Origin of the sequence: Candidatus Accumulibacter contiguus, assembly GCF_036625285.1 — a bacterium.
GTDB classification, from domain to species: Bacteria; Pseudomonadota; Gammaproteobacteria; order Burkholderiales; family Rhodocyclaceae; genus Accumulibacter; species Accumulibacter contiguus.
Genome location: NZ_JAZKUC010000001.1, coordinates 2,327,533 through 2,349,209 on the forward strand (window position 1 = coordinate 2,327,533; position 21,677 = coordinate 2,349,209).

Annotated in this window: 15 protein-coding genes and 4 pseudogenes; 14 read left to right on the forward strand and 5 right to left on the reverse strand. The window is 62.7% G+C overall.

Annotated elements, in window-relative coordinates; all coding sequences use genetic code 11:
• A complete protein-coding gene (locus V5B59_RS11375) occupies positions 1–303 on the reverse strand; it encodes a hypothetical protein (protein ID WP_034912071.1) in 303 nt (100 codons plus the stop codon).
• Positions 304–502: 199 nt separating this feature from the next.
• On the opposite strand from V5B59_RS11375, the pseudogene V5B59_RS11380 reads away from it, so the two are divergent.
• Positions 503–646 (forward strand): annotated as a pseudogene (locus tag V5B59_RS11380) (ISKra4-like element ISTvi1 family transposase); the annotation flags it as partial.
• A 22-nt stretch (positions 647–668) separates the two neighbouring features.
• Here V5B59_RS11380 and V5B59_RS11385 read toward each other — a convergent pair.
• Both V5B59_RS11385 and epmB read right to left on the reverse strand, forming a co-directional pair.
• Positions 669–1,514, reverse strand: a complete 846-nt coding sequence (locus V5B59_RS11385) for a DNA ligase (protein ID WP_169070080.1) — start codon at positions 1,512–1,514, stop codon at positions 669–671.
• A 42-nt stretch (positions 1,515–1,556) separates the two neighbouring features.
• Positions 1,557–2,396: an EF-P beta-lysylation protein EpmB gene (gene epmB / locus V5B59_RS11390; protein WP_332351875.1), complete on the reverse strand. Its 840-nt coding sequence runs from the start codon at positions 2,394–2,396 to the stop codon at positions 1,557–1,559.
• Between epmB and V5B59_RS11395 the strand changes: the two genes are divergently transcribed.
• From V5B59_RS11395 to V5B59_RS11430, 8 genes and pseudogenes are all read left to right on the forward strand, one after another.
• The gene (locus V5B59_RS11395) at positions 2,395–2,664 is read left to right on the forward strand and encodes a hypothetical protein (RefSeq protein ID WP_332351876.1); all 270 of its coding nucleotides are present in this window, start codon (positions 2,395–2,397) and stop codon (positions 2,662–2,664) included. The genes epmB and V5B59_RS11395 overlap by 2 nt on opposite strands.
• Positions 2,625–3,194: pseudogene (efp, locus tag V5B59_RS11400) on the forward strand (elongation factor P). Before V5B59_RS11395 ends, efp begins: the two are co-directional and overlap by 40 nt.
• A 36-nt stretch (positions 3,195–3,230) precedes the next feature.
• A pseudogene (gene epmA, locus V5B59_RS11405) lies at positions 3,231–4,152 on the forward strand (EF-P lysine aminoacylase EpmA); the annotation flags it as partial.
• Positions 4,151–4,360, forward strand: a pseudogene (locus V5B59_RS11410) (antibiotic biosynthesis monooxygenase); the annotation flags it as partial. The pseudogenes epmA and V5B59_RS11410, both read left to right, overlap by 2 nt.
• Positions 4,357–5,559: an iron-containing alcohol dehydrogenase gene (locus tag V5B59_RS11415; RefSeq protein ID WP_169070083.1), complete on the forward strand. Its 1,203-nt coding sequence runs from the start codon at positions 4,357–4,359 to the stop codon at positions 5,557–5,559. The pseudogene V5B59_RS11410 and the gene V5B59_RS11415, both read left to right, overlap by 4 nt.
• A gap of 299 nt (positions 5,560–5,858) precedes the next feature.
• Positions 5,859–6,296, forward strand: a complete 438-nt coding sequence (locus tag V5B59_RS11420; protein WP_169070084.1) for a TlpA family protein disulfide reductase — start codon at positions 5,859–5,861, stop codon at positions 6,294–6,296.
• Between the two features lie 14 nt (positions 6,297–6,310).
• Positions 6,311–7,414 carry a transglutaminase-like domain-containing protein gene (locus tag V5B59_RS11425; RefSeq protein WP_169070085.1) on the forward strand — a complete coding sequence of 368 codons (1,104 nt, stop codon included), beginning with the start codon at positions 6,311–6,313 and terminating at the stop codon, positions 7,412–7,414.
• A gap of 245 nt (positions 7,415–7,659) precedes the next feature.
• Complete coding sequence (locus tag V5B59_RS11430) at positions 7,660–8,724, forward strand: GGDEF domain-containing protein (protein ID WP_169070086.1); 1,065 nt, start codon at positions 7,660–7,662, stop codon at positions 8,722–8,724.
• A gap of 297 nt (positions 8,725–9,021) precedes the next feature.
• Here the strand turns inward: V5B59_RS11430 and V5B59_RS11435 are convergent, their stop codons facing one another.
• Entirely contained in the window at positions 9,022–10,260 is a 1,239-nt protein-coding gene (locus V5B59_RS11435) for a NupC/NupG family nucleoside CNT transporter (protein ID WP_034915178.1), read from the reverse strand.
• A gap of 34 nt (positions 10,261–10,294) precedes the next feature.
• Positions 10,295–10,672: a hypothetical protein gene (locus V5B59_RS11440; protein WP_034915168.1), complete on the reverse strand. Its 378-nt coding sequence runs from the start codon at positions 10,670–10,672 to the stop codon at positions 10,295–10,297.
• A 201-nt stretch (positions 10,673–10,873) separates the two neighbouring features.
• On the opposite strand from V5B59_RS11440, the gene V5B59_RS11445 reads away from it, so the two are divergent.
• From V5B59_RS11445 to V5B59_RS11465, 5 genes are all read left to right on the forward strand, one after another.
• On the forward strand, positions 10,874–11,458 hold the full coding sequence (locus tag V5B59_RS11445) for a TVP38/TMEM64 family protein (protein WP_308240088.1): 585 nt from the start codon (positions 10,874–10,876) through the stop codon (positions 11,456–11,458).
• Complete coding sequence (locus V5B59_RS11450; RefSeq protein WP_248594785.1) at positions 11,455–14,115, forward strand: TIM-barrel domain-containing protein; 2,661 nt, start codon at positions 11,455–11,457, stop codon at positions 14,113–14,115. The genes V5B59_RS11445 and V5B59_RS11450 overlap by 4 nt, the downstream gene beginning before the upstream one ends.
• 275 nt (positions 14,116–14,390) lie before the next feature.
• Positions 14,391–14,786, forward strand: coding sequence for a hypothetical protein (locus V5B59_RS11455; RefSeq protein ID WP_169070088.1), 396 nt, complete (start codon positions 14,391–14,393; stop codon positions 14,784–14,786).
• A gap of 379 nt (positions 14,787–15,165) precedes the next feature.
• Complete coding sequence (locus V5B59_RS11460) at positions 15,166–15,387, forward strand: hypothetical protein (RefSeq protein WP_169070089.1); 222 nt, start codon at positions 15,166–15,168, stop codon at positions 15,385–15,387.
• Positions 15,388–15,468: 81 nt separating this feature from the next.
• On the forward strand, positions 15,469–21,570 hold the full coding sequence (locus V5B59_RS11465; RefSeq protein WP_332351877.1) for an ATP-binding protein: 6,102 nt from the start codon (positions 15,469–15,471) through the stop codon (positions 21,568–21,570).
• Positions 21,571–21,677: the final 107 nt, after the last annotated feature.

Below are 21,677 nucleotides of genomic sequence, written 5' to 3' on the forward strand. Positions count from 1 at the left end.
TTACTTCTTCATTGCGTCTTTGGCTGCGTCGGCAGCACCTTGGGCAGCAGCACCAGCAACTTCCTTGGCCTTGTCTGCGGCGGCTTCGGCGGGCTTGGCGGCTTCGGCGGGTTTGGCGGCATCGGCGGCCGGAGCAGCAGCCGGAGCAGCAGCCGGAGCGGCAGCAGGGGCAGCAGGAGGAGCGGCCGGAGCAGCGGCGGCAGGAGGAGCGGCCGGAGCAGCAGCCGGTTTGGCTTCTTCCTTCTTGCCACAAGCGGTAACGGCCAGAGCGATCAGCGCAGCAACGAGGAGAGAATTTTTCATAATGGGGTTCCTTATCGACAATGGAATGATTACAACGAGCCAAAAGCTTAATGGTTGACCGGCGAGCACGTCGACCAATTGTTAATTTTAGCACCGATCCGCCGGGCGGCGCCCATTCTCCTGAGAAAGGGGTGTGATTCAAAGTGATGCAAGCCCCATAATTTCAGCATTTTCTACTGATCCACCGGAGGGGACACCCATGCTAGCCATTGACCGCGACCTGATGTGGCTGGAGCGCCTGAATCGTCATCCGGTATTGCGTGCCCCTATGGAAAGCTTGCTGAGCGTAGTGGAAGACGCTGCCGGAGACTTGGAGAAGGCAGATGCAGCGGAACGTGGAGTAGAGAACTTTGTGCACGCGCAGCCTACAGATCACGCGGACGATGGTAGCTGGCGAATCTGGGCAGCCCGCGACCGGTCAGTTCGCGATAGCGGAAGGTAATCAAGGTGCCTACCGGTGGCGGCTGGCGACGGTCTGCGTCGCTGAGACCAGTGCCGAGCATGAACTCGACACCGCCAGCGGTCCGTACACGCAGGGCGCCCAGCATCCCGGCATACTTGCCGCGGCCGGGCTGATGGCCGATCACCGTCGCCTCGGCATCGTGCCACGCTTTCAGCTTGAGCAGGACATCGCTGCGACCGGTGACGTACGCGGCATCCGCGCGGTGCAGCATCAGTCCCTCGCCACCGCCTCGGACAATCTGTTCGAGCTTCTTTTCGAGCGCCTCGCGAGAGCCGAATTCCCATTGCTCCACCGCCTGCAACCAGGGCAGCGCCAGCCTGGCGGTCAACTCGCGCAGGGCCAGCGCCCGTTGACGAAAAGTGCCGGGCGACTGCGGCAATTCGAAAACCAGATAGCGCACCTGCTGCCATTGCGAGTCATCCGGCGTTTGCCGACGGACGATACCAGAGAGCCGCTCGAAATCGCCGCGGCCAATCCATAACTCGCCGTCGAGCGGCTGCGCCGGGAACTGGGCGACAAACCAGGACGGAACCTGGATCGTATGGCCCTTGCGCGTGCGTAGCGCCTGCCCATCCCAGAATGCGCGCACACCGTCGAGTTTCTCGCTGACCAGATAGAGTGCGACATCGGCCTGACCTTGCTCGGTTTCAGCCAGCAACAGCGGCAGACTCTCCGCTGCCGGCAAGGGCAGTGCGGTGCCAAGCAGAGCAGCCCACGCCAATGACTGAACGATCGGATTACCACGCATGGCTTCATCCTCCTGTAAACGTCGTGACGAAAAATCGCGGCCTCAAGGCGCGACGGGACCCACCGGGATCTTCGACGCCGCGTGCGCGACCTCGCGCACGAAGCGTGGCACGAGATAGCCCGGCAAACGCGCGAGCAACGCTTCGTGCAGGCCATGCACGCTTTGCTCGGCGACCTCGAAATGCGCGGCGCCTTGCACGTGATCGAGCAGATGCAGGTAATAGGGCAGCACGCCGATTGCGAACAGGCGCTCCGACAGATCTGCGAGCACCTGCACGTCGTCATTGATTCCCGCCAGCAGCACCGTCTGATTGAGCAGCGTGATCCCGGCATGGCGCAAGGGTTTGAGTGCGGCGGCCACCGAATCATCGAGTTCCTGCGCATGATTGGCATGCAACACCAGGCTCACCTGCAGGCGGGTATCGGCCAGCAGGCTGAGCAGCGCGGGGGTGATGCGTTGTGGAATCACCACCGGCAAGCGGCTGTGAATGCGCAGACGGCTGACCTGCGGGATCGCCTCGATCTGGCCGATCATCCACTGCAAATGGCGGTCCGCCACCGCCAGCGGATCGCCACCCGACAGGATCACTTCGCTGATCGAGTCATCGCGGCGGATGTAGTCGAACGCCTTCGACCAGTCCGCGCGCGACGCTTGTTTTGCCGCGTAGGGGAAGTGGCGGCGGAAACAGTAGCGGCAATGGATGCCGCAATGGCCGGTGACGATCAGCAGCACGCGTCCGTGGAACTTGTGGATCAGCCCCGGCACCTTGTTGGCTTCGGCCTCTGCCAGTGGGTCGCAGCCAAAGCCGGGTTGCGGCCTGCTTTCGGCGATCAGCGGCAGCACCTGCTTGAGCAGCGGATCGTCGGGCGTCGCCGGCTGCATGCGCGCGACGAAGGAACGCGGGCACGCGCAGGGAGAAAGCCTGACGGCGGTCGATGGCCAGGGCCTGCGGAGAAAGGCCGAGCAGCTTCAGCAGTTCGTCGCCATCGCTGATCACCGTCTGCAGCGCCCCTTGCCAGGGCTCGGCCTGCGCATCCTCGCCCTGCCATTGGCCGGGCTTCGCGCTATCATGGCGCCCTTCATATTTATCGACGTCTCACGAGGGATGCAATGGCGAGCTATTCTACCAACGAATTCAAATCGGGCCTGAAGGTCATGCTGGACGGTGACCCCTGCATGATCCTCGAAAACGAATTCGTCAAACCCGGCAAGGGTCAGGCTTTCAACCGCGTCAAACTGCGCAACCTGAAGACCAACCGCGTCTGGGAAAAAACCTTCAAGTCCGGCGACTCGCTGGAAGGGCGCCGACGTCTTTGACCGCGAAATGCAGTACCTCTACAACGACGGCGAGTTCCACCACTTCATGGAACCGGAAAACTTCGAGCAGCATCAGGCCAGCAGCAGCACCGTCGGTGACGCTGCACTCTGGCTCAAGGAGCAGGACCCTGCACCGTGACGCTGTACAACGGCACACCGCTGGCAGTGACCCCGCCAACTTCGTCGAACTGGAAATCGTCGAAACCGAGCCCGGCGTCCGTGGCGACACCGCCACCGGTGGCAACAAACCGGCGCGCCTGTCCACCGGCGCCACGGTCAAGGTGCCGCTGTTCGTCAACCAGGGCGAAATCATCAAGATGCGATACGCGCTCGGGTGAATATGTGTCGCGCGTGAAAGCGTAATGCTTTCGCGAATGCGGAGCCCTCCCCCTGACGTCGATGTCAACGGTTGACTGGCGACCCGGCGCACCGCTCGCAAACCTGCGCCGCCGCGCGCAGATCGTGGCGCAGATTCGTGCCTACTTCGCACGCAGCATGTGCTCGAAGTGGAAACACCGCAGCTCTGCCCGACCACGGTCACCGATCCGCACCTGCACAGCATGCAGGTGCCGGCCACGGTTACCTGCAGACCTCGCCCGAATACGCGATGAAGCGCCTGCTGGCCGCGGGCAGCGGCTCGATCTACCAGATCGCCCGCGTGTTCCGCGCCGATGAAATGGGGCGCCGGCACAACCCCGAGTTCACCCTGCTCGAGTGGTATCGCGTCGGCTTCACCCCGGATCAGCTGATCGACGATGTCGCCGCCGTTGCCTGCCTCGCGCTCGGTGAAACGCGCTGCGTGCGCCACCGCTATCGCGACCTGTTCCGCACCCATCTCGGCCTCGACCCGCTGAGCTGCAGCGTCGATCAACTGCGTGCCGCGGCGAGGCGGCACCTCGACCTCGCCTTCGACGAGGCCGACCGCGACACCTGGCTGGAATTGTTGATGAGCCAGGTCATCGAACCGACAACTCGGCATCGACACGCTGAGTTTTGTGGTTGACTATCCGCCCTCGCAGGCCGCCCTCGCCCGCCTGCACCTGGACGACGAAGGCCAGGGTGGCATCGCGTTTCGAGCTGTATCATCGCGGCGTCGAACTGGCCAACGGCTATCACGAGCTGCTCGACGCCGACGAACAGCGCGCACGCTTTGCCGCCGACCTGCGCGAACGCGAGGCGCTGGGCCTGCCGGCCATCCCCATCGACGAGCCACTCCTGGCGGCGCTGGCATCCGGCCTGCCCGATTGCAGCGGAGTCGCGCTCGGACTTCGACCGCCTGATCATGCTCGCCGTCGGCAGCGATTCTCTGCGGGAGGTGATCGGTCGGCGAAGCGGGCAACCGGCGCTTCGATGTCCTGCAGGCGCCCGACGATCCGGCGCGCTTCATCCTCTACGAGGCCTATGCCTCGGCCGCCGACGCAGCCGCACACAAGGAGACGGCGCATTATCTCGCCTGGCGAACGGCGGTCGCCGACATGATGGCCGAACCACGGCGGGGTGAGCCGATGAACGGGCTGTTTCCCGCATGAGCGACGCCTTCCCGGCTCTCCCGTCGATCCCGGGCTTCGCGATCGCCCGCCTGCCACGCATCGAATTCGGCAGCGGCGCCCTGGCCCGCTTGCCGGACATCGCCGCCGGCTACGGCCGCAATCTTCTGCTCGTCACCGGCCTGCGCTCCCTGGCCGAATCCGTGGCGGGCAAAAGGCTGTTCGCGCAACTTGCGCAGCGCGGGCTGTCCTGGGAACAGGTGAGGGTATCCGGCGAGCCGTCGCCGGAATGGATCGACGCAACCGTCGCCGCCTGGCGGGAAAGACCCTTCGACTGCGTTGTCGGTATTGGCGGCGGCAGCGCGCTCGATGCGGCGAAAGCGATCGCCGGACTGTTGCGGCCCGGCAACTCGGTGATGGAGCATCTCGAAGGGGTCGGCCCGGAACTGCCCTACCTGGGACCGGCAATTCCCTTGATCGCCGTTCCGACCACTGCCGGCACCGGCTCGGAGGCAACGAAAAATGCCGTGTTGAGCGTGCCCGGCAGTTTCAAGAAGTCCTTCCGCGACGACCGGCTGGTCGCCGAATGGGCAATCGTCGATCCGGATCTACTAGCCGCCTGCCCGCCGGAACTGATCGCTGCCGACGGCCTCGACGCCTTCACACAGCTCCTCGAATCCTTCGTGTCGACACGTGCCAACCCGCTGACCGATGCGCTGGCCCGCTCGGGGATCATGGCCGCGCGCGCGGCGCTGCCGGCGCTGCATCGGCAGCAGTCCGCCGCGGCGCGCGCGCAGATGGCCTACGCCTCGCTGCTCTCGGGCATCTGCCTGGCACAGACCGGGCTCGGTTCGGTACATGGCCTGGCCTCGCCGCTCGGTGCCTTCTTCCCGATTCCGCACGGTGTCGTCTGCGGCACGCTGGTGGCCAGCGCGACCGCCCGCAACATCACCGCCCTGGAAGCCCGGGAACCGGATAACCCGGCGCTGCCCAAATATGCCGAGGTCGGCCGTCGCTTCGCGATGCAGAAGGGTCTCAACGGCCCCGACGCACGCCGCTTTCTGGTCGACACCCTGCGCCGCTGGGAACTGGAACTGGCGCTTCCCCGTCTGTCGGCTTACGGCATCGGCCAGGACGATCTGCCGCGCATCGTCGCCGCCAGCCGCGGTTCCAGCATGAAGACCAATCCGATCGTGCTCAGCGACGCCGAGCTGACGGAGATTCTCGCCTCGCGGCTCTGACTAACGGTCATGACTTTTCCAGGCGCCCCCGACCATGAAAGCCATGCGTCGCTGACGCGACTTTCACATGAATAGTGAGATAATGACAGTTACGGCGGTCTGAGTTACCGCCATTCCATCGCGCCGGTCTTTGCACCGGCGCAACGTAAGTTGCGAGGGCTTCCGCCTCGCGACGGTGATCCTGAAAACGGGAGAGACCGCTGAAAACGAATACGCACGCGCCGAACAGGCGTCTGTCGATTCGTCGTTTTGTCGCCATCCTGTTGCTGGCCTGCCCGCCCTGGGCATACCAGGCTTTGGTGCACGCCCATGCACTGGCACAGGTCGCCGCCAGACCGCTGCCGATCCCGGCCGATACTCCCCTGCATGCCCTGCTTGCCTCGCACCGGGGGCAGCCCGTGCTCATCAACTTCTGGGCGTCGTGGTGCGAACCATGCCGCCAGGAAATGCCGTCGCTGCAACGCCTCGCCGACCGCTGGCGGGCACGTGGCCTGGCGGTGATCACCGTCGCCGTCGCCGATCAGCGCCAGCAGGTCGATACTTTCCTCTCCGAGAACGCCCTGCAACTCGTGGTCATCGACGATCGCGAGCAGTTCATCAGTCGCGCCTGGGGCGCGCGCATGCTCCCGAGCAGCCTCATCATCGATCGTCGCCATCGTATACGGCTGCGCGGCCAGGGTGCCATTGACTGGGATTCCCCGGCGATCGACAAAACCCTGCAAGCCCTGCTCAAATAACCGAGGATACCACCATGGACCGTCGCCAATTCATCACCACCACCACCAGCTTGCTGACCGCCAGCGCGCTTGCCGGATGGCGCCCGGCAGCTGCCTCCGACAATCCCTTCCAGCCTTCGCCGACCCATGGCTGGCGCGTCTTCGAAGTCAGCACGCGTGCCGAACTGGCCCCGACCGAGAGCAGCACAGGCGTCTGGCTGCCGCTGCCATCGATCGATGACCCGACCTGGATCAAGACCATGGGCAACGTCTGGCAAGGCAATGCCGTGACTGTTCAGTTCGACCGCGATCCCGGCTACGGTGCGCAGATGCTGGCCGCTGTCTGGGAAGCCGGCGAAGCCGCGCCATTCGTCGAAGTGACCAGTCGCTTCGCGACCCGCGACCGTGCCATAGATCTCGCGCAAACCGGCAAGGTGGCGCCGCTCGACAAGACGGCGATGCGGCTGTATACCCGAGCGACCGAACTGCTGCCGACAGACGGCATCGTCCGGAAAACCTCGGCAGAGATCACCCGTGGCGCCAATACCGACTTGGACAAGGCCAGGGCGATCTACGAATGGATCGTCGAGAATACCGCGCGCAACCCGAAAACGCGCGGCTGCGGCGTCGGCGACATTCGCGTGATGCTCGAGACCGGCAACCTCTCGGGCAAGTGTGCCGACCTCAACGCCTTGTATGTCGGCCTCGCCCGCGCCGCCGGGCTGCCGGCGCGCGACGTCTATGGCATCCGCGTTGCCGATTCGCGCTTTGGCTACAAGAGCCTCGGCAAGAGCAAGGACATCACCAGGGCGCAACACTGCCGCGCCGAAGTCTGGCTGACCGGTTTCGGCTGGTTGCCGGTCGATCCCGCCGACGTGCGCAAGGTCGTTCTCGAAGAAAGACCCGGCCTGACCCTCAAGGATGAGATCGTCGTCGCCACTCGCGAAAAACTGTTCGGCTCCTGGGAGATGAACTGGCTGGCCTACAATTTTGCCCACGACCTTGCGCTGCCGGGGTCAAGCGGCCCGAAAATCCCCTTCCTGATGTATCCGCAGGGAGAAAATGCCGCCGGCCGCTTCGACAGCCTGGACCCGGACACTTTCCGCTACAAGATCAGCTCGCGCGAGATCGTCGCCTGAGAAATGGGCCTCCCGAGGCTTCCCACTTAAGCCGGGACGATCTCCAACTTCAATGGGTTATGAAAGGCTCAGAGAATTGCGTTGGCCGAAGTCGGGCCCATGTAGCTGTCCGCATTGCACATCCGAGATGTCCTCAATACGCAACATGAGCCACTTCAGTTAGTCGATTGCGAGTTCTATACTCTTCTCTTCGAGGCAGGCACCGCCGTGGCCGCCAAAGCGGCGAGTAAACACGAGGGGTGACCATGAGCAAGGGCGAGGGATGGAGAGTGGCGAGTGATTTGGCCGGGGCGGGCGGCAAGATTCTTGCCGGCGGGTTTTCGCAGCGGCTGTGCCGGCGGCTGACGGAGTGTGTCGCTGCCCTGGCGACCCTGGAGAAGATTTCCTCGCCGATCGTCCCCTATATCTCCGCCTGGCACGAGCACGAGAAGATCCTCTGGTATGAATATGTCGGAGCAGGCTTTCTCGCGCTTCTCGGCTGCGAGCGGAGAGAAGTCGACGAGGTTTTTCGGCAGAGTATCGTCGATCGGCGGCTGTACCGGTACGCAGAGCGGGAAAGCAGAGTGGAAGAGGAGATCGTTACCCGGGCCGAGTTACAGGGCGATCAGGCCGGCTTGCGCGAGGAGGTGAAAAAGGCGGGGGTGGTGGAGTTCGTCTATCAACTCGCCTTGCCGGTGGGGAAGAGGATCTGGCTGAAGGATCAGGCCAACATCGAGATCTTTGTCGAGGACCAGATCTGCCTCTCCATTGGCTGTCTGACCGAGGTCACCAAGGAGATGGAGCAGAAGGATCTGCTGGAAAAAATCGGCTATTTCGACGAACTCACCAAGTTGCCGAAACGGACCATCCTGCAACGGATTATCGAGATGAATATCGGTAATCTCCGGCGCGGCCACATCAACGATTTTGTTTTTCTGTTGTTGGACCTGGATCATTTCAAGGGAGTGAACGACACTTACGGCCATCAGGCCGGAGACCAGGTTTTGCTCGGCTTCGCGGAGGTGATGCGCGCCACCAAGCGGCATGAGGATGAAATCGGACGCTATGGCGGCGAGGAGTTTTACGGATTCTCCATCGGCGACTTGAAGAACGGCCTCCAATTTGCCGAGCGATTGCGGCTGGCGGTGGCCAATACCGACTTTATCTTCAATCGGGAGCGGATCCCGGTCACCGTCTCCGTTGGCCTGGTAGCGGCGAGCCAACTGGCGGGGAAGGGGGAAATCAGTGTCGAGGAGTTGGTGCGAGTAGCGGATAGGCGGTTGTATGTGGCCAAGGAAGAGGGACGGAATCGGGTGGTTTATCAAGGCTGACAGACAAGGGCCGTCCGGCAGTTCGGATCTGCAACCGTATACTATGAAAGTCGCGAGCGACTCTCGAATCTCCCCTCCCCACTCGCGGGGGAGGGGTTGGGGGAGAGGGGAAACGGTCATGACTTTCATCATCGGGGGTGTCTTGCAAAGTCATGACCGTTTGGTAGGAGGCGAAGATCTGGTACACGGCTTATCGCGAACAGCATCGAGGCCGTCATCCCCCGAAGAGCCATCGCGTCGTTCCGTGCGCATTTGACCTGCATCTGTACAAGAATCGTCACGATTCGACTCGCCCGGTCACAGCAGCATCGCCACCACGCTGCCGCACGAAAGGGTCGCCAGGGTGCCCGAGAGCAGCGTCAGCGGGCCGAGTTGTACGAGTTCGGCGCGACGTTGCGGCGCGATCGCGCACATACCGCCGAGGAGAATGCCGAGACTGCCGAGATTGGCGAAACCACACAGCGCATAGGTCATGATCACCTTGCTGCGGGGCGCGAGCGTGTCCGGCGAGAGCTGGGCCAGGTCGATGTAGGCCAGCAGTTCGTTGAGCACCGTTTTGGTTCCCAGCAGCGAGCCGGCAACGGCGCACTCGCTCCAGGGGATGCCGGCCATCCAGGCCACCGGAGCCATCAGCCAACCCAGTAGACGCTGCAGCGAAAGCGGGCTGCCATCGACGCTGGGCAACAGGCCAAGCGCCTGATTGGCCAGGCTCACCAGGGCCACCAGCACGATCAGCATCGCGACGATGTTGATCAACAGGCTCACGCCCTCGCCGGTCCCGCGGGTCACCGCTTCCATGCTGCTGGTGTCGGTCTGCGGCAGGTCGAGATGCCGCCCGGTGGGCGGCCCCTCGGGCGGCTCCATGATCACCGCAAAAACGATTGCCGCGGGGGCGCTGATGAAGGAGGCGGCCAGGATATGGCCCAGCGCATCCGGGACGACCGGACCGAGAATGCTGGCGTACAAGGCCATGACTGTCCCCGCGACACCCGCCATGCCCCCGGTGAGAATGATGAACATCTCGCCGCGACTGACGCTGGCCAGGTAGGGGCGGATCAACAGCGGCGCTTCGATCATGCCGACAAAGACATTGGCGGCAGTGGACATGCCGATCGCCCCGCCAACCCCAAGGGTTTTTTCGAGTACCAGCGAGAAGCCCTGCACCAGCAGCGGCAGCACCCGCCAGTGATAGAGCAGCGCCGACAGCGCACTCATCACCAGCACCACCGGCAAGGCCTGAAAGGCAAGAACAAAGCTGGCTCCGGGAGTGGTTTCCGCATAGGGCAGCGACGCCCCGCCCAGGAAACCGAATACCAGCTGGGTTCCTGCGCGGGTCGCCGCAGCAATGGCCAGCAAGGCGTCGTTGCCGGCAGCGAAGATCTCGCGCACGCCGGGCAGACGAAAGATCAGCAGCGCCAGCGCCAATTGCAGGCCGATGCCGCCGATGACCGTCCGCCACGGGATGGCGCCGCGCCGGGAGGAGAGAGTCCAGGCCAGGCCGAGCAGCAGGAGATAGCCGGCGACTGCCTGCAGCAGCGGGTTCAAGGCCCCGGGCCTGCGGCCAGGTGGATCACTGGTGGTAGACCGGCTTCCCGGCCTGCTCGAACTCCGGCCGAATCTGGCTTGCACCCCGGTAGCGCGGCTGGATGTGGGCTTCCGGGGTTGGCGGTACGTCGCGCGGCTGCACCGGCACGAGCAAGGCCGGGGGATTCGGCGCAAAGCGATGGCCGTAGTTGCGTTCGTAACGATCCAGGAAGCGCCGTAGCTGTTCGTAGTTCGGACAGCCCGCGGCGGAAAGACAATGACCGTACGAATCGTAAACGATCGACGGCGGTGGCACCGTCCATCCGAACGGCGCTCCGATCAGCAACTCGCCGCGCAGTACCACGCCGGTAGCGGCGGCATCGAGCGCGAGCGAGGCGCAGAGGGCAGCAAACAGGATACGCATGGCACGCGAGTGTAGCACTTGCCCTAACGGTCATGACTGCTCCCGGCTCCCCCGATCAGGAAAGCACGGCAGACAGCGTAAGCAATGCCGGAAAACTGGGTTCCACTATACTGTGGGCTGAGAGGATGACCTTGCCGGCGCCAACTGGAATCGATACGCGGCGAAAGCGCTGGCCAACGCCCAAGTGATGAAAGGCTTGCATTGTCCCACTATATGCTCAAGCGAACCGCCATACCTTACCCGCGACTGCTCGCCGTTGCGCTGTTTCTCGGCGTGCTGTTTGCGATCTTTGAATTGGCCGGCTGGCGCGATCACTTCAGTCGCCAGTTTCTGCACGATCAATTTCTGGAGAACCGGGTGAGCGGGGTACTGATCTTCGTCCTGCTGTTCTCTCTGGGCAACCTGATCCAGATCCCGGGGTGGATTTTTCTTGCTGCCGCCGTATTGGCCCTCGGACGAGTCTGGGGCGGCGTCGTCACTTACATCGCTGCGAGCACCTCGTGCGCGCTGACCTTCCTGAGCATACGCCTGGTCGGTGGCGATGCCCTGCGGCAGTTGAAGAGCCGGCTCGCACTCCGCCTGTTCGAGCAGCTCGATACCCATCCGATCCGCAGCGTCGTTTTCCTGCGCATCCTGTTTCAGACGGTGCCGGCACTCAATTACGCTCTCGCCATGTCCGGGATCGGGTTCCGCGAGTACATGATCGGCACACTGCTCGGCATGCCTCTGCCGATCGCCCTGTACTGTCTGTTCTTCGACTTTCTGGCCAGCCTGCTCGAACGATGAAACAAGCCGGGCACTTGCGCGTTCACTGCCGTCCGGTGGCTGACTCGCGGGCCGTGCTGGCCTCGCAGCGGGCTCGCTTCACGGTGTTGACGTCCCGACTGTTGCGCCTCGAGTTCGCGGCCGACGGGCACTTCGAAGATCGGCCCAGCCGCACCTTCTGGCATCGCCGCCAACCCGTGCCCGCTTTCGAAGTTCTGCGCAACGACGAGATCGTCGAGATCGCGACCGCGCACCTGCGTCTGCGTTACGATTCCCGGCTGGGCTTCAGCGGTGACGGACTGCAGGTGACGCTCATCGAGTCAGGCCTGGTCTGGCACTACGGCGACCGCGATGTCGGCAACCTTGGCGGGACGGCGCGCACCCTGGACAAGACTGACGGCCCGATCCCGCTCGATCCGGGTCTGCTGTCGACCAGCGGCTGGGCAGTCGTGGACGACTCGGACGCCCCACTCCTCGACGAGGGCTGGATTGCCCGGCGCGAGCCAGGGGCAGACGCGGTCGATCTGTATTTCTTTGGCTATGGCCGGGATTTCACGGCCTGCCTGAGCGATTACCGGCGCCTGAGCGGCGCCGTTCCCCTGATTCCGCGCTGGGCGCTGGGCAATTGGTGGAGCCGCTACTGGCCCTATCGCCAGGACGAACTGCTTGAGCTGATGCGCGATTTCCTGGCGCATGCGCTGCCCTTGTCGGTATGCGTTATCGACATGGACTGGCATCGCACGCGTACCGGCAATGCGTCGCGTGGCTGGACCGGTTACACCTGGAACCGGGATCTCTTCCCCGACCCCCGCGCGCTGCTCGCCGATCTGCACTCACTGGGTTTGAAGACCGCCCTCAACCTGCACCCCGCCGATGGCGTCTGGCCGCACGAAGAGGCGTATCCGGCCATGCTCCGGAGGCTCGGCGGCGATCCGGCGACCGGCGAAGCAGTTGCTTTCAACATCACCGATCCCGCTTTCACGCAAGCCTACTTCGAAATCCTGCATCACCCCCTGGAAGCCGAAGGCGTCGATTTCTGGTGGATGGATTGGCAGCAGGGCAAGCGAACAGCCTTTTCCGACCTCGATCCGCTGTGGTGGCTCAATCACCTGCACTTCCTGGACCTGGGCCGCGATCCGGCGCGGCGCGGGTTCGCGTTCTCGCGCTGGGGCGGGCTCGGCAGTCATCGCTATCCGGTCGGTTTTTCCGGAGACACTGTCGTTTCCTGGCGCTCGCTGGCCTTCCAGGTTCCTTTCACGGCGACGGCGGCCAATGTCGCTTTCGGCTGGTGGAGCCACGACATCGGCGGTCACATGGAGGGCACCGAGGACGCCGAACTCTATGTGCGCTGGCTGCAGTTTGGCGTATTCAGCCCGATCCTGCGCCTGCACAGCACACAGAATCCCTTCCACGAGCGGCGACCCTGGGGCTGGGACGCGCAAACCTTCGCGCTTGCCCGATCGGCCATGCAGTTGCGCCATGCCTTGATTCCCTATCTGTACAGCATGGCCTGGCAGGAACACCAGGGCGGCGGTGCGCTGCTGCGGCCGATGTATCACCTGCACCCGGACGCACCCGAAGCGTACGCGTGTCCCGGCCAGTATGCCTTCGGCAGCGAGCTGATCGCCGCGCCATTCACGTCCCCGCGCGATCCGGAAACGCGCCTGGGCCGGCAGGTCGTCTGGCTGCCCGCGGGGGACTGGTACGACTTCTTCAGCGGGCAGCACTACGCCGGAGCGGCGTGGCACAGCCGGTACGGCGAACTCGATGACATCCCCGTCTTTGCGCGCGCCGGCGCCATCGTCGTGCTGGCCGACCCAGGCCACGAGGGAGCGGCGGCAAGCCCTGTGGACAACCCGCGTGCCCTCACCGTGCATGTCTTCCCCGGCGCCGACAACCATTTCGATCTCTATGAAGACGACGGGGAGAGCGAGCACTACCGGCACGGAGCGCGGGTGCTCACCCCGCTGCGGCAGCAGTGGTCGGACAGCGCGCTGCAACTGGGCATCGGCCCGGCCCAGGGGGACCTCGGCGTCGTCCCCGCCGCGCGCGGCTACACCCTGGTCTTCCATGCCATCGACGCGCCGGGGCAAACGCTTGTCACCTGCGACGGCAGGCGCGTGCCGATCGATGCTCGCCACGATCCGGAGAGCGGCAGCTTGACCATCCACCTGCCGCCGGCCGCGCCGAGCAGCAATTACCAGGTATTGCTGCAAGCCCGTCAGGGAAAGCTGCAGCGGCACGACGACACCAGGCCCCGAATCCTGATGAAACTGCTCAAGGCCTTCCGCTGCGGCAGCGAGGCGAAGCGCGGGCTGTGCGTGCGGCTGCACGAGATCCTCGCTGACTACGAAGTGCTGGGTGCCTACCGTACGGCGCTCTCCGACAGCCAACTGCGCGCACTCCTGGAAGTGCTTTTCGGTGCCGGCGTGCACGTCTGCGAGGACACCGGCGAGGCATTCGCCGTGCTCTGGAACAACCACGAAGATCAGCGAACCCTCGTCCGCTGGTCGCAGGAAAACCGCAGCACCTGGGACCCGCAGTGTCGTTTCCGACAGGAGCATGGCCCTGCCCCGCGCTTTGCCCGCTTCGCGCTTGCACAGGCGGCAAGCCATGGCCCGTTCAGCCTGACGCTGAGCTATGCCTCCCTGCTCGCGGTCAACACGCTCGTACCATAGCCCGCTGCCCGCGCCGGCCTGTTCCCGCCAGCGGTCGCGCACCTGCGGCCGATGGCGGTCGAAGTGGGATTCGTCGCGATCGCCGTGAGTTCAAGACCGGGAAGCACGCCAATCAGCGGTGCGTGAATAGTTGACTGGAATCATGGCTACCCACTTAAGCCGGGACACTGATGTTGCCATAAGGTGATTTCCGCAAAACGCCATACCAAGAGTCATCGCGTTAGGCCGGGCTCAGGGGCTAGCAACACAAGCCGCTGTGGTAGTTGTTCGGGATCTTGATTCCCGGAAATCGCCTAACCGAAACATCACGCCACGCCTGGCTCTCCAGCCAGCCGCTCAGCCAAGACAATGTCCATGAGCGCTGCAACCTCGGAGCCCGCCATCGTTGGGGCATCGAAGCGGGCTTTCTCGTCGAGAAGCACCAGGGCTACCACTACGAGCATGCCTTTGCTCTGGACTGGAATGCCATGCAGGGCGATCACCTCCTCATGCGCCTGGCGTATGGGTTCAATACCCTGGCACGTTTCACCCGGCAGTTACGCAGCCTCTATCAAGAACTCGGTGTGCGCGGCGCTATTCGCTTCATCCGAAGCTCCTGCGCCGGCTCCAGGCTCGATCCGATGCGTATGCGTGTGCTCCTCGCCGAACCGTTCCTGCTGCAACTCAAATAACCTTGCCATGGCCTGCCCAACACATCCTCTCAAGCGCGGCGCATACCGCGCCGAGAAAGGCTCGCCTAGCGATCGTACCGGAGCTCCCACACCCTCTTGCATCCCACTGACTGACCCCACACCCCCCGCGCCGCAAGCGCTCCTTGATCGCTAGCCAACCGCTATCCGACCGCCTCGGCGGCGAAAGCGAGCGTTACCGGTAAACGGGCCCGAGTCGGATGGGTCATGCGTCAGGGCTGGAAAAATTACCCCTCTATTGATCTTCTTCGAGTTTGTGCACAATGTGAGGCGTCGCGGACGTGCCCTATTGGGATCTCTCGTCAGTCTCCTACTGCAACCTGAAACATGTCCTCAAAACGCAACATGAGCCAACGAGTTTATGACATCCTGGAAATTTTACGGCCGTCGCGACGAGCTGGAGGCGATCAAGCTGCTCCTGACCCGGGGCCGCTGGTTCTTCTGTGACGAACTGCGCTACATCCTCGACCCCGCCGACGTCATGGGCGCCGATTACCCATCCGAAACCTACCGCGTCCTCAAGAACAACGAAACCCGCCAGTTCGGCGAATACCGCACCCGCCGCCTGGTGCTCGAGGCGTAGGACGCTCTGGCCGGACGGACCGCATCCGTGGACGCAGGGTTTCAATCCAAACAGCAAGATCGACTAGAAAGCCATCAAGCCATGAACGATATCAAAAAGAATATAGCCCTGTTCGGCCTGCCAGATGACGTTCTGCAGCCGGACGGCAAGAGTATTGTGCTGATCAAGCTGTTGCAGGCCAAGGGTCTGAACCGGGACGTCAAGCGCCGGCTGAGCGAGCATTCAAAGGGCGACAGCGGTTTCGATGCAATGATTTCTGAGTTTCTCGGCGAACGGGTCGCTCACCTTCCAGAAGCGGACAAGCAACTCGTCCGCCGCTGGTCAAATCCTATACAGCGGATGGGTTCTTTCTGGGGAGTGCGCCGAGCCGGGCCCGCAGGGCGCGACCGGTTCACAGCGACGGACTATGCGCGCTCGGTGGACCTGGTCTTCCTCGAGGAATTCGACAGCGGCTGGACCAGCCTCGCGTTCGACGAGGAGACCCTGCTCGCCAACTGCACGGCATGGCCGGATATCCGGGTCGCTATTGAAGAACGCCTGCCCGTGTCAGGTATGAAGCTTTCGTTCAACGTTTTCATGCTCTGGCCGCAGATCGTCGACGAACTGGCCCGCTGGCCGGAACTTGACGACACCCGACGCCGCGCGGTGAGCCACGCGGTCTTCGCGCTCTGCTCAGCATCGGCGAACGAATGGTTCGCACGACGGGCTATCGAACTGTGCCCGGATTTGAGCAGTGACTTCCAGTTGGTCTATCAGGCCGTTGAACCGGAGGAATCCGAGCAGGCCCCTGTCGCCGAGGAATTGAGCCCGGCTGGGTTTCAGTCGAACTGGGACGCACTGCTGGAAAGGCTCGATCATCTCCGCGACGAATTGCGTCGTCGCCCATCACGGCAGTCCGTCGCCCACTTGATGAGCATTGGCGAAGAGTTCGAGGTGTTGGCAGCGCACTTGCCTGCAGCGGAGGACACGCTACGGGAGGAGATCAAGGCGAAAGTGGACGCGTTGATCGATCTTTGCCACGAGTGGAGTGGCAAGCCAGAGTTTGCCTGGCTCGACGAAGCAGTATTGCAGGCGCTAGACAAACGCTGGGAGGATGCGCTCGGCGAGCCGGAGGCAAGCCTCGAAGCACTGTCAGCCGATGTCGACGCCGCTCGTGAGCGGGCTGCGCACGCCGGCGCGACCTTCGAGTCCGAGGCAGGCGGTCGCCACGCCTTGCAGGATGAGCACGATACTCTGGATCGGCAGGTACGCGCGGCGAAATCGTCGCTCGAGCGCAAGCCGATCGAAAGGAAACGGCGCGAGCGGGAGAGAGCACTGCTGGACCTGGACGAGAAGCTCGAGTCACTGCAGGACGTCTTCCTGTCGGCCGCCAGCCCCTATCGCCGACCGTTTGAGACGCAGGGGAATGATTCTCCGGAGATCGAACCAGAAGAGGGCACTGGTGGGATCGATGCCTCGCCAGTTGAGCCGACGCTTGTGGTGGCCACAGCGCAACCTGGCGAAGTGCTCCCGTCGTTGGTATCAGAGCCGGTGCACGCGCCAGAAGCAGAACCTCTGATCCTGCCACCACCGGCTCCCGGGCCTGAAGCGGTATCTGAGCCTGTGCCTGACCCAGTGCCTAAACCGAGCCCCAAGCCCTTGGCTGATCCCACCATGCCAACCCGGGCTGAGATCAGCCATGGCATCGTGGTTGCGGGTGGCGGCGCGGCGGAAAGCACTCGCGAGGATCCATATTCCCCAGACGCCGGCGAGGCATGCCGCCCGATCTGGAACCTGCTGGAGCGAGGGAACCTGTCGATGGCTTACCAGTTCGCCAGGGCCTTGAGGAGAACGGACGATCGCCTCCGAACACCGCCGCTCGAACTGCTGGAATCGGTCGCGCTGGCACATTCTTTGGTCTTTCCTGACGGTGGCTTGCGTGAGTCGGTGGCGGCCAGGCTTCAGAACCTTTCCGAGGCGTGGTTTCATGAGGACGGTCCGCATTCGTGGCACACAGCGCTGAACCTGCTACTCGTGGCGGCGACGTTGCGGCCGATGGTGCTCTGTCCGGAGAGCGGCGCCTCGGCGATTGCCGGCTATCTGCATCTCGACAGTCAGGGACGGTACAAGTCGCTCTATGCGCTTGTCCAGGCGCTGCGGGAATCCAGTGACCTCCTGCAGGGCTTCCGTATCGAACTGGCGTCGATACGCTTGGCGCGCTCCCAAGCGGCTATTCGCATTGATTTTTCCGCCCTGCAGCGCGAGGCAAGAGACTGGCTGAAGACACAAGCGCCGGCAATGACGATCAAGTATGCTCCCGCGACCAAGGTTTGGCACGCGTGGTTGAAGCCGGATGGCTTGATCGCGAGGTTGGTGGCTCCGGTGGCGTACAACAGGCCAGCCGAACTGGCGGATGTCAAGGAACTGATCCGTTCGCTGTCGGATTACTCGGAGTTCCGCAAGCTGATCCGGAAGACCGATCGAACCGAGAACGGTCGGGTCAAGGGTGAGGATATCCATTCGGGTGCATTCGATCACCTCGGGAGATGCACGCTAGAAGCCATCGGGCTTGCCAGGCGCTGGGTGGCGCTGCTCCAAAGCCAGAGCCCATCCAGCGATCAGATGCGCAAGCTGCTCATGAATGTTCGTGAGAAACTGGAGCAGTTGCGCGCACCCATACTCGCCGAACTTACGGCGACCGATAGCGACCCTTGGGGGCTTGTGGCGAGTTCGCAGAAAGCGGCCTTGAGAGAGCTTCAGGCGCTTCACGGCCTTTTCGATCCGGAATCTCCGTTGCCGGCAAAGGAACCGCCAGCCATTGAAGTGATGGGAAGGGACCTCTTGCTGGTGCCGTCGATCCGGATCAGGACTGATTGGTCAGTCGAGACGCAGGAGGCGGAAATCGTCTCGTCGCTGAGGCAGTGGGTTGCTGAACCTGTTTCCCTTCTGGACGCTTTCGATGCGCGCCTTCATATCGGTGACGTGTTCGGTGCGGAGTTGCTGCTGCAGTGTGCCGGCGAGGATGTTTCGGTATCCGACCTTGAGGATAGTCTGCGCCGCGAACGCGAGAGTTGGCGCGCAAAGCTGAAGGGTGCGCTGCTGGAGGTGCGCCGTGATATCGAGGTTGGTTCGGCTTACGGCTACGTGTCGGATCCGGAACGTAGCGCCTGGGAGAGCGACCTGGTGGTTCTCGAGGCACAGACCACCGAACAGGGGCGTTTTGATTCTGCGTTGTGCGCTATCTCCGGAATTTCAGAAAGCATCCAAAGGAACCACGACAACAAGGCCGCGGATGTTCGTGGGGCGATTTCAGATCTGGCGCGATCCGGCAAGAATCCGGCAGCCCTGGCTGAAGTGGAGAAGGTGCTTAGCGAGGGAGATATCGCAACAGCAAATGAGTTGCTACAGCGGGTTCGCCGCGGCCTGTCGCCATGGCCCGAGGATTCGGTCGTGGCTGACCCCTTCCGCTCTTTCGTGCAGTGTATTTCCGAGCTTGAAAACTGGCTGAGCAGTCGGAAAGCCAAGGAACCCGTGGACGCCATCATCAGAAAAGGAGAGCAGATACCGGGCCTGGAACTGGGCAAAGTGGATGGCGCGCAACGGGATCAGGCTGCGAAGATGTTTACGGATTGGTCAGTGCTGAAGTCGCGCCGTGAAGCCGATGCGGCGAGACTTCAGTCCTTCTTCAGCGGCGTGGGCTTCGTCCTGTCCAACCTGCCCTCACGGGAACAAAGAACTCCGGGGCTGGAAGTCTGGAAGATGACCACTGCGACGGTTGAGGATCGGGCCGTTTGTCCGATCCCGCATTTTGGGTCGGGCTCGAAGGGAAACTACCGTGTAATCTGCTTGTGGGAGCGGCCGACGGAGGACGACATCGTCCAGATGATCGGGGATTCCAGTCTGTATCGAGCGACGATCGTGCTCTACTTTGGCCGCATGTCGGAGCGAAAGTGGCGCGATATCAGTCGAAAGGCAAAGCTGGCGCACAAGAGCTTCGTCCTCATTGACGAGGTGCTGCTCCTGTTCCTGGCGGCGCAAAGCGGGTCCCGCCTGGCGGCGTTCTTCTCGACCAGCCTGCCTTTCGGGTATTGCGATCCATACGACGCAACAGCCGGCCTAGTACCTCCGGAAATGTTCTTCGGCCGCACGGCAGAGCTCAACGCCATCCTCGGTGTGAATGGTCGCTGTTTCATCTACGGCGGACGCCAGTTGGGGAAGACTGCCTTGATGCGTCGTGCGGAGCAGGCTTTCCACGCACCCGGAAAGGGGCGGTATTCGACATGGATCGATCTCCGCGCCGAAGGTATCGGGGTCAATCGTGCGGCATCCGAGATCTGGTTGCCGCTGGCCGCCAGTCTGAAGGACGCGGGGGTGCTTGATGCAGCGGTTGGCTCTGTCTCCCTGGCAAAGAAGGGTGGCGTGGATGCCTTGGTAAAGACGCTGCGCACCTTCCTCGATGTAGGCGTCGAACGGCGCATCCTTCTGCTCCTTGACGAAACGGACCGCTTCTTCGAGCAGGACGGCCGGCACGACTTTGCCGAAACCCGGCGCCTCAAGCAGTTGATGGACGTGACGGAAAGGCGTTTCAAGGTGGTCTTTGCCGGGTTGCACAATGTTTTGCGGATGACCGAGCGTGCGAATCATCCGCTGGCGCATTTCGGCGAGCCGATCAAGATCGGTCCCTTCATCGATGAGCATGAGATCCGCGAGGCACAGGATCTTGTGCAGAAGCCGCTTCTGGCTGCGGGATTCGAATTCGATACACCAAGCCTCATGATTCGCATTCTGGCGCAAACCAACTACTACCCGAGCCTGATTCAGCTTTACTGCCACCACCTCTTGCGCCACATGCTGGCGAAGGTGGGCAGCCAACAACGCTCACCCGGGCCACGCTACCGAATCACCAACCAAGATATCGAGGCGGTCTACTCGAGCGGGGATCTTCGCGACGAAATACGCAACAAGTTCCGGTTGACCCTGCAATTGGATTTGCGCTACGAGGTGGTTGCCTATGCCATGGCACATGAGACTGTTTCCGGTCGATACCCCCACAACGAAGGGATGGATTGGCGGAGTATTTGGCAAACCGGCGCGATGCAGTGGTGGCCCGAAGGATTTCACGATACCAGCGAGCTGGATTTCCGCGTTCTGCTGGATGAAATGGTGGAACTGGGGGTCCTTTCCAGAAATCCGGAAGGGCGTTACAGCTTGCGAAACCCGAATATCTTCCTGCTGCTAGGCAATCAAGAGGAGATCGAGACCGTGCTTGTCAAATCGCGGGAGCCTACTGGCGAATTCGACTCGGCCGCGTTCCGAGCTCATCTCAGGGATCAGCCGGAGAGCCCGTACAGAAATCCGTTGACCTACCAGCAACTGAGCGAACTCCTCCGCCACGAGAATTCGGTTCTGGCACTTGCGGGATCAGTTGCAGCCGGATCGGCTGGCCTCGTCCCCGCCCTCAAGGACTATCTTGAGCTCACCGGTAGCGGAACGCTCGTCGAACTCGATGGGTGCGGTGACCATGTCTCGTTCACCAAAGCTCTCGAAAATGTCGCCAAGAAGAAACACGAGGGACTGACGCTCGTTGTTGTCCCCAATACGCTCCCTTGGGGCGGGGTCTGTGTCAGAGACGCAAAGCATTTCCTGGAACGTTCGCGTTCGCCAAGCCGGTTTGTCTCTCTCGTTTTTGTTGCCGACCCCGAGATGATGTGGGGAGCCTTGGCCGATGAGGCGTTGCGCGAACTCGATATTCCCTGGATGTCGATGCTTCCCTGGCGGGAGAGTTTCGTCCGCCAATGGCTTGAAGACTTGAAGTTGCCTAATGTGACCGGGTCGCTTGGATCGGCAACGGGGTTCTGGCCATCGCTGCTCTATTCGCTGGTCGAGAAGGGCATCACCGGCAACGAACTCGAACGCCGGATCGATTCGGCAGGGCACATCTGGACCGATCCTCAGGAGGTAAAACAACGTCTTGCCGAGTTCGGACTCAATATTCCTTTGCCGCAACAGATACTGAGCACGCTGGCGGATTGGGGTCAGCCCGCCGAACCCAGCGAGCTCGCCGAGTTTTCAGAATGCGCACTGGATCTAGCCGATCGGGCTTTGCGATGGGCTGAGTTGATAGGTCTTGCGAGGCGTGAGGGCAGTGACTTCTGGACTCTCGACCCCATCGTCAAACGGGTTTTGCAGGCAGCGAGGAATTGATGAACTGGTGGGCCTTGCCGGGTCCGGCGAATTTTGTTGCCAAGGCCATAGAGAACCTTCGGGACGGGCACAACCTCGTCCTGCCGACACCTGTGCGCGGTGTCCCG